The sequence below is a fragment of the Shewanella sp. BC20 genome, from assembly GCF_003129585.1.
In the GTDB taxonomy this organism is placed as follows: domain Bacteria; phylum Pseudomonadota; class Gammaproteobacteria; order Enterobacterales; family Shewanellaceae; genus Shewanella; species Shewanella seohaensis.
Genome location: NZ_NHRI01000004.1, coordinates 236,120 through 250,384, shown reverse-complemented (window position 1 = coordinate 250,384; position 14,265 = coordinate 236,120). Strand labels below are relative to the sequence as shown.

Annotated in this window: 9 protein-coding genes; 8 read left to right on the top strand and 1 reads right to left on the bottom strand. The window is 45.8% G+C overall.

Features of this window, described 5'->3' with window-relative positions; genetic code table 11:
* The first annotated feature begins 24 nt into the window (after positions 1 to 24).
* From CBX96_RS06825 to CBX96_RS06805, 5 genes are all read left to right on the top strand, one after another.
* Positions 25 to 2,340: an RND family transporter gene (locus tag CBX96_RS06825; protein ID WP_109286158.1), complete on the top strand. Its 2,316-nt coding sequence runs from the start codon at positions 25 to 27 to the stop codon at positions 2,338 to 2,340.
* A 265-nt stretch (positions 2,341 to 2,605) separates the two neighbouring features.
* Positions 2,606 to 7,450, top strand: coding sequence for an NAD-glutamate dehydrogenase (locus CBX96_RS06820; protein WP_109286157.1), 4,845 nt, complete (start codon positions 2,606 to 2,608; stop codon positions 7,448 to 7,450).
* A gap of 62 nt (positions 7,451 to 7,512) precedes the next feature.
* Positions 7,513 to 8,532, top strand: a complete 1,020-nt coding sequence (gene pyrD / locus CBX96_RS06815; protein WP_011622457.1) for a quinone-dependent dihydroorotate dehydrogenase — start codon at positions 7,513 to 7,515, stop codon at positions 8,530 to 8,532.
* 200 nt (positions 8,533 to 8,732) lie between these two features.
* Positions 8,733 to 9,266: a cell division protein ZapC gene (locus CBX96_RS06810; protein ID WP_011622458.1), complete on the top strand. Its 534-nt coding sequence runs from the start codon at positions 8,733 to 8,735 to the stop codon at positions 9,264 to 9,266.
* 365 nt (positions 9,267 to 9,631) lie between these two features.
* A complete protein-coding gene (locus CBX96_RS06805) occupies positions 9,632 to 9,871 on the top strand; it encodes a hypothetical protein (RefSeq protein ID WP_258294210.1) in 240 nt (79 codons plus the stop codon).
* 110 nt (positions 9,872 to 9,981) lie between these two features.
* Here CBX96_RS06805 and CBX96_RS06800 read toward each other — a convergent pair whose 3' ends face one another.
* Positions 9,982 to 11,358, bottom strand: coding sequence for an L-serine ammonia-lyase (locus CBX96_RS06800; protein ID WP_011717230.1), 1,377 nt, complete (start codon positions 11,356 to 11,358; stop codon positions 9,982 to 9,984).
* 384 nt (positions 11,359 to 11,742) lie between these two features.
* Here CBX96_RS06800 and nagZ point away from each other — a divergent pair, with 384 nt between their 5' ends.
* The 3 genes from nagZ to CBX96_RS06780 all read left to right on the top strand — a co-directional run bounded on the left by nagZ (position 11,743) and on the right by CBX96_RS06780 (position 14,261).
* Positions 11,743 to 12,771, top strand: coding sequence for a beta-N-acetylhexosaminidase (gene nagZ, locus CBX96_RS06790; RefSeq protein WP_109286156.1), 1,029 nt, complete (start codon positions 11,743 to 11,745; stop codon positions 12,769 to 12,771).
* An 81-nt stretch (positions 12,772 to 12,852) separates the two neighbouring features.
* The gene (ycfP, locus tag CBX96_RS06785; RefSeq protein ID WP_109286191.1) at positions 12,853 to 13,392 is read left to right on the top strand and encodes an alpha/beta hydrolase YcfP; all 540 of its coding nucleotides are present in this window, start codon (positions 12,853 to 12,855) and stop codon (positions 13,390 to 13,392) included.
* Positions 13,393 to 13,988: 596 nt separating this feature from the next.
* Complete coding sequence (locus CBX96_RS06780; protein ID WP_109286155.1) at positions 13,989 to 14,261, top strand: acylphosphatase; 273 nt, start codon at positions 13,989 to 13,991, stop codon at positions 14,259 to 14,261.
* Positions 14,262 to 14,265 lie beyond the last annotated feature (4 nt).

The window sequence follows — 14,265 nt, the reverse complement described above, 5'->3', positions numbered from 1 at the left end:
AACAACAATAACAGGGCCGATAAGATGTTAGAAAAACTGGTCAACGGATTTGAGTCATTTTTATTCCGCAACCGTGCTTGGGTGGTGAGCATTTTTATTTTGCTGACGGTTTTTTTGGGATACCAAGCGAGCCAATTAAAAATGGATGCGGCATTCATTAAAAATATTCCGCTTAATCATAGCTATATGCAAACTTACCTCAAACACCAAAAAGATTTTGGTGGGGCGAATAGCATTATGGTGGCGGTGGAAGATACCAGCGGCAATATTTTTAACCCTAACTTTTTCGACACCCTTAAAAACGTTCACGATCAGTTGTTTTTTATTCCCGGTGTTGACCGCTCACAGGTGAAATCCTTATTTTCACCTTCGACCCGTTTTACCGAAGTCGTGGAAGATGGTTTTGCGGGCGGCCCTGTGATCCCCGCCGATTTCACGACCACCGAAGCGGGTTTGAATACGGTGCGCGATAACATTGAAAAAGCAGGCATTGTGGGGCGTTTGATTGCCAACGATTACAGTGCCGCTATGGTGTCGGCTCAGTTGATGGACTTTGATCCACAAACGGGTAAGCCCTTAGATACCATCGCCTTTGCCGCTCAGCTGGAGAAGGAACTTCGCGGTAAGTATGAAACCGATAAGGTGAAAATCCATATTATCGGTTTTGCTAAGATGGCGGGAGATGTGGCCGATGGCGCCAAAGGCGTATTACTGTTCTTCGTGATTGCCATTTTGATTACGGCAGTAATGGTTTATCTGTTTTCCAAGTCACTTATCCTGACCTTATTGCCTTTAGTCTGTAGCTTAACGGCGGTGATCTGGCAGCTGGGTTTACTGACGGTTATCGGTTTTGGCTTAGATCCTATGTCAATTCTGGTGCCATTCCTCGTCTTTGCTATCGGGGTGAGTCACGGAGTGCAGATGATCAACGCGGTCAGACGCCGCGTGATGGACGGACAAACCACTAAGGCGGCTTCGGCTTCTGCGTTTCGCAGTTTATTGGTGCCTGGTGGGGTGGCGCTGCTCTCTGATACGGTCGGTTTTATCACACTGTTATCCATTGATATCGGTATCATCCGTGAGCTGGCCATTTCGGCATCCCTCGGTGTGGGCGTGATTATTTTCACTAACCTTATCCTTCTGCCTTTAGTGATTTCTTTCACTGAACTCAAGGTTGCACCTCAGGGCGCGCCGACTTCGGATGAAGTGCGAGCCGAGGCGATTTGGCGCTACCTTGCCAAATTTGCCACGCCGAAATACGCGGTGGTAGTAATTGCGGCGACAATTGCCTTGTATTTTGCCGGTCTGCAACAGGCTAATCAGATGAAAATTGGCGATCTGCAAGGCGGCGCGCCGGCTTTACACCAAGATTCACGCTACAACTTGGACACCTTCTTTATTACGGATCACTTTTCTATCACCACCGACGTGATGACTGTGATTGTGGAAGCGAGCCCAGAAGCCTGTACTTACCACGATATGTTAACGCAAATTGATGAGTTTGAATGGTTAGTGCGTAATACCCCAGGTGTAGAATCGACAGTTAGCTTGGCCTCGGTGGCGAAAAAAGTGAATGCGGGCTTTAACGAAGGCAACCCAAGATGGGAAGTACTGCCCCGTACGACCGCCAGTTTAGTGCAGGCGATTGGTCAGATCCCAACGACATCGGGCTTGTTAAATGGTGATTGCTCAGTGATGCCTGTGTATCTATTTATGCAGGATCATAAGGCGGAAACCATTGAAACGGTTGTCGCTAAGGTGAAAGCGGTCGCGGCCAAAATGGACAATGACAAGCTGCAATTTAAGCTGGCGTCTGGTCCTGTTGGGGTGATGGCGGCGACCAACGAAGCGGTAGCTGAAGCCCAATTACCTATGATGATTTATGTGTATGGCGCGGTATTTGTGCTTTGTCTTATCAGCTTTAAGTCATTAAAAGCGACAGTCGCGGTGATTATCCCGCTCTATGTGGTCTCCACGTTGGCGCAGGCGCTGATGACTCAACTCAATATTGGCTTAGCAGTCAGTACCTTACCCGTTATTGCCCTCGGTGTAGGTATCGGTGTTGATTACGGTATTTATATCCTGTCGACCATGTCATCTAAGTTGTCGAATGGGATGCCAGTACAACAAGCATACTATGAAGCGTTAGTCGAGCGGGGCAGTGCGGTGATATTCACGGGCCTGACGTTGGCGATTGGGGTGAGCACTTGGTTTTTCTCGGCGCTTAAGTTCCAAATGGACATGGGGATCCTGCTCACCTTCATGTTTGTGGTAAATATGTTGGGCGCCATAATTATCCTGCCAGCACTGGCAGCGGTATTCTGGCGGCAGGCTAAGTAGTTACAAACAATGGGGAGTTTTTGACTCCCCATTGTCTTTGAATATAAACGCTGTTTTTTTGATTTTTTGCTCACCTGTTATCACATCTTTACGCTCTGGCTGGATTTACAGAGGATGTACCACTAAAATTTTCCTCGAAATACAGAGGATTTAGTAATAAACTTCGCGCGACGATCTGGATCACACTAATTTTCTGAGATCGTTAAGCCGAAGCATCCAAATAATGAAAAAAAGCGCTGCCATAGACGCTTAAGGAAACAGCAACATGGCCTTGAAAGATGCAATGCCTTCAGTACTACTTGAAAATGTAGTCAGTTTAATTCACGCTAAAGTCCCTAATTCACAAGCCAAGCAAGTTGAACAGTTCGCGACCTGCCTTTATGCCCACATGTCGAAAGACGACCTCAATGCGCGTAACGACAGCGACCTGTATGGTGCGGTTCTCAGTTTATGGAATGCACTAAACAAAACCCCGAAAGGGGAGACTCACCTCAGAGTATTCAATCCAAGTCAGTCAAAACACGGCTGGCAATCAACTCATTCGATCATTGAAGTTATCCAACCTGACATGCCATTCCTGGTAGATTCAGTTGGTATGGCATTGAATCGTATGGGTATTACGGCTCACATGATGTTACACACTCCGCTGGCGATTGAGCGTTCAGCCCAGGATGTAACTAAAGTCACTTACCTGAATCAAAGCCCTGACAGCACTGAACACGTTGCCGTTTTCCTGATTGAAATCGACCGTCAAAGCAGCAGTGTGGATATCAAAGCCCTTGAGCGCGAAATCCAATCTGTGCTGGGTGATGTGGCTGCATCAGTCAACGACTGGAGCGCGATGTCAGCTAAGCTGAGTGAGACCATTAAAGATTTACCTAAGCGTCCTTTCCCCGGTGAGAAGCAAGAGTTAGAAGAAGCGATTAACTTCCTAACTTATCTTAATAATCATCACTTTACCTTACTGGGTTACCGTCAATACGATTTAAAACGCGTTGAAGGCGACGTCGAGCTAGTGCCAAATATGGCCTCTAGTTTAGGTTTAATGAATAAGCACCATAAGACTCAGCCAGAGCAAGGTTTGTTATTATCAAGCTTCTCTGACAGTGCCCGTAAAGAAGCCTTAGACCACAGTTTACTGATCCTGACCAAGAGCAGCGCCAAGAGCCGCGTGCACCGTCCTGCCTATGTGGACTATATCGGTATCAAACGCTTCGACAAGAAAGGCAATGTGGTCGGTGAAGATAGATTCATCGGTTTGTACGCCTCAAATGTATATAACCGCAGCCCACGTGAGATCCCGCTGCTGAACGAAAAAGTCCAGCGCGTATTAGACCGTTCAGGTTTAACGCCACGTTCTCACGACTATAAAGCCCTGCTGAACATTCTCGAAAACCTGCCGCGCGATGAGCTAATCCAAGCCAATGTGGATGATTTAGCACACACGGCGCACGGTGTGCTCGAGATGCAAGACAGGGACAAACTGAAACTCTTTGTTCGCAAAGATGGTTTCGGTCGTTTCTTATCCTGTTTAGTGTACGTTTCAAAAGATCGTTACAACACTAAACTTCGCCAAGATACCCAACGTATTCTGGCTCAGCATTTTAACAGCAAAGAAGATGTAGAGTTTACGACGTATTTCTCCGAGTCAACCCTGGCCCGTACTCACTACATTGTCAAAGTTGATAACAATAATATGGATGTAGATGTGGCTGCCATTGAAAACAATTTAATTGAAGCGGCACGCTCGTGGGAAGATAAGTTAAATACCGCGCTAAACACTGCCTTAGGTGAAGAAGCCGGTACTCATCTGATGAAGCGTTACGCTAACGCCTTCGAACAGAGCTATAAAGAAGACGTATTACCAAGTTCAGCGGTTGTTGATATGCAACAGCTCGAAGCCTTGGATGACGATCACAAGTTAGGCATGTTGTTCTATCAACCGCAGGAAGCTGCGTTGAACGACAACAAAGTGCGTTTAAAACTGTTCCATAAAGATGAGCCAATCCATCTTTCTGACGTACTGCCGATGTTGGAAAACTTTGGTCTGCGCGTGATCAACGAGCGCCCCTATGAAGTGACGACCTCAGACGGTTCTACCTTCTGGATCCTAGACTTCTTAATGACGGTTAAAGTCACTAATACCGACAATATCGCCGACAGCCAAGACAGATTCCAAACTGCACTTTCTCAAGTGTGGCAAAAGAAATTAGAAGATGACGGGTTTAACCGCATCATTCTGGCGTCAGGTTTAACTGGCCGTGAAGTGTCAGTACTGCGTGCTTACGCTAAGTACATGCGTCAAATCGATGCGACATTCAGCCAAGCTTACATCGAAGAAACCTTCGGCCGTTACCCACAAATCGCTGATTTGTTGGTGAAAATGTTTATCCGTAAGTTCAATCCAAAACTGAAGACCCGTACTCTGGGCAAGTTTATGGAGCAGATCAACCTACGTTTAGACGAAGTATCGAGCCTAGATGATGACCGTATTATCCGTCGTTACCTCGATCTGATTAACGCCACGTTGCGTACTAACTTCTACCAACTGGATGCCAAAGGCGAATCTAAGAGTTATATCTCGTTTAAATTCATGCCTTCGTTAATTCCTGAAATGCCGCGTCCGCTGCCGAAATTCGAAATTTTCGTTTATTCGCCACGGGTTGAAGGTGTGCATTTACGTTACGGTAAAGTGGCTCGTGGTGGTCTGCGTTGGTCTGACCGTCGTGAAGACTTCCGTACCGAAGTGCTTGGCTTAGTAAAAGCACAACAAGTGAAGAACACCGTAATTGTACCTGTGGGTGCGAAAGGTGGTTTCGTTTGTAAACAACTGCCTACTGAAGGTGGCCGCGAAGCCTTCTTCACCGAAGGTCAAGAATGTTACCGCATCTTTATCCGTGCACTGCTCGATATCACAGATAACATCGTTAACGGTGAAATCGTTCACCCGGTAGATGTAGTCCGTCACGATGAAGATGATCCATATTTAGTGGTCGCGGCAGACAAAGGGACTGCCACCTTCTCTGACATCGCTAACGCGATTTCTCAAGAATACAACTTCTGGTTAGGCGATGCGTTCGCATCGGGTGGTAGTAACGGTTACGACCATAAGAAAATGGGTATCACGGCCAGAGGTGGTTGGGAATCGGTTAAACGTCACTTCCGCGAAGTGGGTATCGATTGTCAAACCACAGACTTTACCTGTTTAGGTATTGGTGACATGGCGGGTGACGTATTCGGTAACGGTATGTTGTTGTCTAAGCACACAAAACTTGTGGCTGCATTCAACCACATGCATATCTTTATCGACCCGAATCCAGATACAGCTGCCAGCTATGAAGAACGTGCCCGTTTATTCGCGCTGCCACGTTCAACCTGGGAAGACTACAACAGCAAGCTGATTTCTAAGGGCGGCGGTATCTTCCTGCGTTCATCTAAGTCCATTCCATTGTCTGCTGAAATGAAGCAAATGCTGGAAACGGAAAAGACGTCGATGACTCCGACTGAGCTGATGAAAGAACTGCTGAAAATGCCAGTGGATCTGATTTGGAACGGTGGTATCGGTACTTATGTTAAGTCATCACGCGAAACCCATGCAGAAGTGGGCGACCGCGCTAACGATGCACTGCGTGTCAATGGTCGCGAACTGCGCGCCAAGATCGTGGGCGAGGGTGGTAACTTAGGTTGTACTCAGTTAGGTCGTATCGAATACGCGGCTAACGGCGGTCGTATCAACACTGACTTCGTGGATAACGTGGGTGGTGTGGACTGTTCTGACAACGAAGTTAACATCAAAATTCTATTAAACGCGTTAGTGGCTGAGGGTGAACTGACACTCAAGCAACGTAACCGTTTACTGGAAGAGATGACTGAAGAAGTCGGCCAAATCGTACTGCAGGATTGTAAAGATCAAACCCGTACGATTTCGGTCACCCAAGTCCGTGGTGCTGAGCAGTTAAAAGAGCAAATTCGCTTTATCCAGTATCTGGAAAAAGAAGGCAAGTTAGACCGCGCCTTAGAATTCTTACCATCGGAAGAAGAGCTGGCAGAACGTTTAGCCAATGGCCGCGCTTTAACGCGTCCTGAACTATCGGTACTGGTGGCGTACGCTAAGATGGTACTGAAAGAGCAGTTACTGACTCAAGAAATCACCGAAGACACACTGCTGAGCCAACTGTTGATTGCTTACTTCCCGAAACAACTTCAGGAACTGTATAGCCACAGAATGGTGACGCACCCACTGCGCGGTGAAATCATTGCCACGTCACTGGCCAACGAATTGGTCAACGACATGGGTCTGAACTTTGTTCAACGTATGCAAGATGAGACTGGTGCCTCAGTTGCCGACGCGGCAATTTGTTACACTATGGCTCGCGAAGTGTTTGGTTTAGCTGAATTAACTAAAGCGATCACTGACTTAAACGGTATTGTTCCTGCTGTGGTTCAGGGCGAAATGCTGCATCAATTACGTCGCAACATGCGCCGTGCTTGCCGCTGGTTCCTGCGTCACCGCAACCGTACTTGGAGCATCGAGCAAACTGTAGCCTTCTTCAAACCTGTATTTGAACAAATCAAAGCGAATGTTCATTCTTACTTGGTAGAAGAAGAAGCGGCGGGTATCCAAGCTGAGATCAACGCTCTTATGAAAGAGAACGTGCCTCAGAATGTGGCGACCGTCGTGGCTAACATGAGTACACTGTTCTCGGCTCTGGATATTGCGCAAATTGCCCAAGCCGAAGAGAAAACAGTTGAGCTCGTTGCCGAGACATATTTCAAACTCGGTGCCCGCGTTGAGCTGCACTGGTTCCTAGAGCAGATCAGTGCACAGCCTGTGGCAAACCATTGGCAAGCACTGGCTCGTGCAGCCTTTAGGGAAGAGTTGGATTGGCAACAACGTGCGTTGACGTCAGTGGTCTTAAGAACATGCAGTGCAACCTGTGACGCTCAAAGCGTTATTTCTCAGTGGATTGATACCAATCAAGCCCTACTGGAAAGATGGTTCCATATGCTCGCTGACTTCAAAACGTCGCAAAGCCATGAGTTTGCTAAGTTCTCTGTCGCCCTGCGTGAACTGAACCTTCTGATCCTTCATTGCGAAGGCCATAAGTAAACTTTTATAACAATCAGAAGCCCTGGCGATCGCCGGGGCTTTTTTTAGGTCGAGGAAAATACATGTTTTATAAAATCGCACAGAAAGTCATGTTTCAGATGGATCCTGAGCGAGCGCATAATTTAGCCATTGGCAGCCTGAAAATGACAGGTAATAGTCCATTGAATGCGTTTTATGCCCAGAATATTGCGCCAGCGCCCGTCAGCTTTATGGGACTGACTTTTCCAAACCCTGTCGGCCTTGCCGCAGGTATGGATAAAGATGGCGAATCGATAGATGCCTTTCATGCGATGGGATTTGGTCATGTGGAAGTGGGTACAGTGACCCCAAGACCACAACCCGGTAATGATTTACCCCGTTTATTTAGATTAAAACCCGCAAAGGCAATCATCAATCGCATGGGTTTTAATAACAAAGGTGTCGATAATCTGGTCAAAAATTTGATCGCAAAGAAAACCGATATCATGGTTGGGGTCAATATTGGTAAAAATAAAGACACTCCAGTAGAGCAGGGTAAAGACGATTATTTGATCTGCATGGACAAAGTTTATCCCTATGCAGCCTATATTGCTGTGAATATTTCATCACCGAATACACCCGGATTACGATCGCTACAATATGGCGATCTATTAGACGAATTATTAAGCGCATTAAAAACTAAGCAACTTGAGTTGGCCGAGAAACATAAAAAATATGTGCCAATTGCCCTTAAAATTGCGCCTGATTTAACCACGGAAGAAATCGAAAATATTGCTCAATCCTTGATTAAAAACAAGTTTGATGGCGCGATTGCGACTAACACTACCTTAACCCGTGACGGTGTGAGTGGCCTTGCGAATGCCAATGAAAGCGGTGGGTTAAGTGGTAAACCATTGACTGAGCTTTCAACTAAAGTGATCAAACAATTAGCTACTTGTTTAAATGGTCAGATCCCGATTATTGGAGTAGGTGGTATTAATAGCGCCGAAGATGCCTTAGCAAAATTTGATGCGGGCGCGACTATGGTGCAAATTTACTCAGGTTTTATTTACCAAGGTCCAAAGTTAATTAAAGAAATTGTTGAAGCTTACCGTTTAAAATAATGATCTTTAGATCTCAATAGGGATCTAAACTACGATCATTTATCTTAACTGCGATCTAAAACGATCAATAGATCGCAGTTAAGATCTTTAAATAGATCCACTAAGTAATTGTTAACTAATTTGTATTTTATTATTTTTATTTTGATATTGAATAAAATATCTACTATGATGTGCGAGTGTTCAAATAGTAGGTAAACGTTATGTTATTATTGCCACAAAAGGATTGGCACTGGAAATATAACGATTCGTACGGTGTATTAGGCGTTTCGTTAGGTTCCGAGATAGAATTTCTGACGGCTTATAAAGCAAAATCATTAATTCCTGATGCCTTATCAAGCATGGAGTTTAATATTGCGCACGCCAAATTCTATATGAGCTTACTCGATAAGTTGCCGAAAACCTTATCCCTTACCGATGCCGCCATAGTGCAAATCGCCTTAAATGCGACAGCCGCGCATTTTATGCTGACACCGCAAATGCCTAAATCATGGTTTTTTGATTGCAGCGATGTATGCGTATTTAGCGATGTGGGTAAAGTCTTTGAGCTTAAATGCCAAAAACAACGGGCTTTAGTCTTAGTCATCGAAAACACCCTACAATCCGCGTTGGTGATGTTATTATCGCCAGAATGTGTGTTATCAGGCGCTAAAACTATGACGCAATTTGAAACTATTAAGGTGATGCACAATCGCTTGCACCCATTAAGGGTACAGCGCCATGTCGTCGCCGCCTAAATGACGGTCTAGCCAAATCTTGGCCGTCATTATTTATTTCGAGCTATTGCCAATATAGTCCGCTGGAATTTTCTTTTGTTTGCTTAATTGCATCAATAGTCGTTGCTTATTACAACCTACAACGCACGTTTCAATACTCATCAATTCAATTTCAATACTCATCAATTCAATTTCAATACTCATCAATTCAATTTCAATACTCATCAATTCAATTTCAATACTTTCAATGTGACGTATTTTTCACTCTAGTTTTATATGTCTCTCTACTTTATTTTTCGTATAAAACTGGCGTCGCTTAGGTCAATTATCCGCATTATATTTATCGTGTAGCTTCCATTGGGCTGTTAAAGAATAAAGAAGTGAGTGTGACGACAACCGTATCGGCGGCTCTGTTTGATGTGCGCACCGAATATTTGTATGGATTAGCGGAGTCGACGGCTAAGGAGAGTCGCAACGCGTCGGTATGGAGCACCTCTGATGCAGTCGATGATTTACGTAGGGTGACCGAAAAACAGGCGTTTGCGCAGCTTATTCCTGAAATTGAAAAAACATGGGCAGGAGTGATTGCCAAATATTCGAATTCATCAATGAAGGCGGCGAACTAAACTTTGACTGGTTTTTTGATAAACAAATGCCGCGCTTAATCGTTTAGGTTTGAACGTTAAGCGCGGCATGACAGTGTTAAATCGGTAAGTCGATTATCAGCATGAGTGGATTAACACTCAACAATGTTTACAGCAAGGCCACCTTTGGCGGTTTCTTTGTATTTACTGCGCATATCTTTACCTGTATCCATCATGGTTTTAATCACTTTATCCAGTGATACCTTGTGGTTACCGTCGCCGCGCAGCGCCATGCGTGATGCGTTAATCGCCTTGATTGCACCCATCGCATTACGTTCAATACAAGGAACTTGTACTAGGCCGCCTACTGGGTCGCAGGTCAAGCCTAGGTTATGTTCCATGCCAATTTCGGCCGCGTTTTCAACATGTTCGACTGTGCCGCCCATGATTTCGGTCAATGCGCCGGCCGCCATTGAGCAGGCTACGCCAACTTCGCCCTGACAGCCGACTTCTGCGCCCGAAATCGAGGCATTTTTCTTGTATAAAATACCAATCGCAGCAGCGGTTAACAGGTAACGGGCGCAAACATCGATATCGACTTCTTGCACGAAGGTATCGTAGTAACACAGCACGGCAGGGATAATACCCGCGGCGCCGTTTGTCGGTGCGGTGACAACGCGATCGCCGGCTGCATTTTGCTCGTTCACCGAGAGGGCGAATAAATCGACCCAATCCATTGCAGTTAACGGATCGACGTTGTTACGGCCTTCGGCTTTGAGACGGCGATAGAGTGCAGGTGCGCGGCGACGCAGCTTTAAACCGCCAGGCAGAATACCTTCCTTCTGATAACCCCGTTCAATACAGGTTTTCATGGTTTGCCAGATATTCCACAGTTTTGCTTTGACTTCTTCTTCGCTGGCGAGGCTAAGCTCGTTGGCCATCATTAGGGAAGATATGCTCAGGCCATGCTCAGTACATAAATCCAGTAATTGGGCGCTGCTATTAAAATCGTAAGGTGCAGATTCAATTTGTGATGCTGGTGAGGCATTGCGTTGATGGATTTCATCTTCGTCTAAGATAAATCCACCGCCGACAGAGTAGTAAGTGCGCTCAAAAATACATTCGCCTTTGCTGTAGGCATACAGTGTCATGGCGTTGGCATGGGCGGGGAGCGTTTTGCGTCTATGGTAGGTAATGCCGTCTTCACGGGTAAACTTGACTACTTTGCCGCAGCTGAGGGTGAGGGTCTCGTTTTTCGACACTTGCTCAAGAATGCCATCGATGCTGTCTGTGTCGACGGTTTCTGGATCTTCACCCATTAAACCTAAAATAACGGCTTTCCCCGTGCCGTGCCCTTTACCCGTTTGACCGAGGGAACCAAAGAGTTCGGCTCTTAATTCATCCACTTGGGCAATCTGACCAGAATCAGCAAGGTGCTGCATAAAAATTTTGCCCGCTTTCATTGGGCCAACAGTGTGTGAACTCGAAGGGCCAATGCCGATCTTGAACATATCGAATACGCTAATCATGGTTGAAGTCCTGTTGTGTCTCGATTTTTATTTTAGTCTGTGCGTGGAAGATCTTTGCAGTTACCGCGCCAATACGCTGGTTTTTATGTCGTAAACTCTGGCAAACTGCAGGCATCAACCACACAAAATGTGCTTGTGTGATACGTTTAAGGTCAGTATCCCACAGTTTAGTATCAAGATTCACATTAGTTTTTTTGATTAGAAAGACTTCGGATAAGCTGAGCTTAATTAGCTTATGGTGAATGTCGAATTTATCGGCAACATAATTGCTTTGTGGCAAAGTCTGACGGCGAATGGCTCGCTTTTCGGGGATTTTTGTGAACCCAGTGGTCAGTATCGCTATGGTTATTTTTTGAGTATGAATAAGAATTTTTAGGGAGAAATATGAGTTATCTAATGTTGGATCTGCTGTCTTTAGACGTTAGCGAAGCTGAAGCCGAGATGCTGCGCCATCCGCAGGTGGGTGGTTTGATCCTGTTTTCCCGCAATTTTTCCAGCCGTGAGCAGTTAATTGCCTTAGTGCAACAGATCCGCCAAATTCGTCCCGAGATTTTGATTGCCGTTGACCATGAGGGCGGGCGAGTACAGCGTTTCCGTGAAGGATTTACCCTGATCCCGGCCATGGGGGATATTTTACCCGCGGCTAAGGGCGATATGGTTCTCGCTAAACGTTGGGCCTGCGAATTAGGCTTTTTAATGGCCATCGAATTACTCGCCTGTGACATCGACTTAAGTTTTGCACCTGTGCTCGATCTTAACGGCATTAGCCAAGTGATCGGTAAACGTAGTTTTAGTGCAAAGCCCGAGGAAGTGATTGCATTAGCGCAGAGTTTTATTGAGGGTATGGCCGAGGCGGGCATGGGCGCTGTGGGTAAACATTTCCCCGGTCATGGTAGCGTGGCGGCGGACTCCCATATTGCGCAACCTATCGATGAGCGTGAAGCTGAGGCGATTTTTAATCAAGATATTTTGCCGTTTAAAGATTTGATTGCTATGGGTAAATTATCGGGCATTATGCCAGCCCATGTCATTTACCCTAAGGTTGACCCTAATCCTGCGGGCTTTTCAAGCTACTGGTTAAAACAGATCCTACGCAAAGAGCTGGGCTTTAACGGGGTAATTTTCTCCGACGATCTGGGGATGAAGGGCGCTTCCTTTGCAGGGGATTATTTAGGTCGCGCTCAAGCTGCCTTGGATGCGGGTTGCGATATGATTTTGGTCTGTAACGATAATCCGGGCGTTATGTCACTGTTAAATGGCTTTGTATGGCCCGCCTCGGCGCCACAACATCCGGCGAGTTTACTCAAACCCAATGCGGCGCAGACAGCTATCGCACTAGAAAATGCTAGCCGTTGGGAAAATGCCAAGCAGCTGGCTGAGCAAATCCAGCTCGCACAACAGGCAAAAGTTTGATGTAGCGCAAGGTTCTGCAATGAATATTTGCTAGGGTTAGTAGCATGCGCCGTGTTTGGCAGATTGTTAAAAGGTCTCAATATGATTTTTTATCTTCATGGATTCGATGCAACTAGCCCTGGTAATCACGAAAAAATGCGTCAGTTGCAGTTTATTGACCCAGATGTGCGGCTTATCAGCTACAGCACTTTGCATCCCAAGCATGATATGCAGCATTTATTGAAAGAAGTCGCCAAGCAAATGCAGTATTGCGACGATCCCGCACCGTTAATGGTCGGGGTCGGCTTAGGGGCATATTGGGCTGAGCGAATTGGTTTTTTAAACGGATTAAAGTCAGTGTTAATCAATCCCAATCTTCATCCCGAAGAGACGATGCAAGGGAAAATTGACCGCCCGGAAGAGTATGCCGATATCGCCAATAAGTGTGTCTCTGAATTCAGGTTGAAGAATACCCACAGAGCCATGTGTATTTTGTCTCGTGTGGATGAAGTGCTCGACAGTGAGGCTACTGCCGAGGCGCTTAAGCCTTATTACACCATCGAATGGGATGAGACGCAGGCCCATAAATTCCCGCAGTTAGCCGCCCATTTACCTAAGATAAAAGCCTTTAAGTTGAGTTAAATCGTTATTCGCTTATCTTTTCGTTAAAGAGGCTTATCGCGGAATATTCTGGCGATAAGCGCTTTGCCTCTGTTCATGTTTTCCCCTTCAAGAAGCATCCTATTTTCAAGCTGTTGGTGTTTGGTTACCTTGTATGAGTGAAGCCAGACTCAGATGAAGTTATGCTGTTATTTAGAATGCTCAACGGTATATGTGTCTGGTTTAGCTGGTTATTTCAGCAAAAAGCATTAAATACACTCTATTTGTATGGCTTTATCTATCATTTTGTTGAAATTAATCATGAATTGTGTAAAGTAGCCCCTCTTAATAGTTTGTTACAAAATGCTACAAACTTTTATGCCAATTTGTCCATTCATGGATAACCTTTTGCGTATGTCGCCCGACACAGCTAACAGCGGTCTCGTTAGCTGTTTTTTTATACTTGCTTTTTTACTCTTAAATCCATTACTTAGCAAAACTCTCCCTTATCGCAGCTGAAAACTCGGCTATGCTTAGGCTGGAATCGTTTTTACGTGAGCGACGCAAAGACGCATGATAATAGCCGCATGATAACAACCGCATGCTAATAACAAGGCTCACCTTACAGGGGAGGCGCAATGAAACGGGTGCTTATTCAATTAACGGGAAAAGTGCAGGGCGTGGGCTGCAGACATGCGACCCTAACAAAGGCTCGCACGCTTGGTGTCACAGGTTATGTGACTAACTGCGCCGATGGCAGTGTTGAAATTCTTGCCCAGGGCAATGATCCTGCGGTGGATAGTCTTATCGCCTGGTGTGAGGTTGGAGTACCTTGTACCGATGGACTGAGGGTGACGGTGAATGAAGACCAAGGTGATGATATTTATTTGGATTTCTCGATAGTACGCTAATTTT